General features: G+C 69.9%; 1 protein-coding gene. It reads right to left on the bottom strand.

All coding sequences use genetic code 11. The features are described 5' to 3' along the window. Window positions 1-308: 308 nt before the first annotated feature. A partial coding sequence (locus tag ACOJUJ_RS29480; RefSeq protein WP_420130512.1) for an aldehyde dehydrogenase family protein occupies window positions 309-1,244 on the bottom strand: 936 nt, incomplete at its 5' end.

Raw genomic sequence — 1,244 nt, 5'->3', positions numbered from 1 at the left:
CTCGCTCCACGCAAGCGGAGGAGAGCCGCGGAAGGGGCAAGCCACGCCTGCACTCGCCTCACCCCCGCATCGCATGCTCCGCTCCCTCCCCCGCAAGCGGGGGAGGGCCGGGGTGGGGGCGAGCCGCACACGCACTCACCTCAACACCCACCACCGCACGCCTGGCTTCACTCCCTCCCCCGCAATGCGGGGGAGGGCCGGGGTGGGGGCGAGCGGCACACGCACTCGCCTCAACACCCGCCACCACGCGCTTCGCTTCGCACCCTCCCCCGCACGCGGGGGAGGGCTGGGGAGGGGGCGAGCGCGCCTCAGAACGACCCGTGGATGTCGGTCACCACCACAACCTTCTCGTTGACGAATTCCGTCAGTCCCAGGTCGATCAACTCATGGCCAGAGCCCGAGTTCTTGACGCCACCGAATGGGATGTCCGCCTTCACACCGGTCGGCTGGTTGATGTAGACCATGCCGGTCTCCAGCCGCGCCGCCACGCGCTTGGCGCGCTCGGTGTCCTGGCTGAAGACCGAACCGCCCAGGCCGTACGGCGAATCGTTCGCCAGCTTGATCGCCTCGTCCTCGTCGGCGACGCGGTAGACCTGGCTCACCGGTCCGAAGAACTCGGTGCGGTAGGCCGGGTTGTCGGCGGTGATGCCGGTCAGCAGCGTCGGCTGGTAGAACGCGCCCTGCGAGGGTACCGGCGTGCCCAGCGTCTCGGCCTTCGCGCCATTGGCGATGGCTTCCTCGACCTGCCGCGCCAGCCCGTCGCGCGCGCCCTGCGACGACAGCGGCGCCAGCGTCGTGGCCGGGTCCATCGGATCGCCGGCCTTCAGCGCAGCCACGCCGGCACGGTAGTGCTCGAGGAACGCGTCGTACACCGGCGCCTCGACGATGATGCGCTTGGACGACACGCACACCTGCCCGGCGTTCCAGTGACGGCCGAACACTGCCCACTTTGCGGCCTGCGCGACATCCGCGTCCGACAGCACGATGAAGGCATCCGCGCCGCCCAGTTCCAGCGTGCTCTTCTTCATGTACTTGCCCGCCAGCGCCGCGACTGCCGAACCTGCACGCTCGCTGCCGGTCAGCGCCACGCCGCGCACGCGGGGGTCAGCGACCACGCGCTCGACGTTGTCGTGCGAAACGAACAGGTTGGTCAGCAGCCCGTCCGGCGCGCCCGCATCGCGGAACAACTGCTCCATCGCCAGCGCCGACTGCGGCACATTGGCCGCATGCTTGAGCACGATCGC

The sequence above is a fragment of the Longimicrobium sp. genome, assembly GCF_048594345.1.
Taxonomy (GTDB): domain Bacteria; phylum Gemmatimonadota; class Gemmatimonadetes; order Longimicrobiales; family Longimicrobiaceae; genus Longimicrobium.
This window is presented reverse-complemented; position numbering and strand designations above follow the sequence as displayed.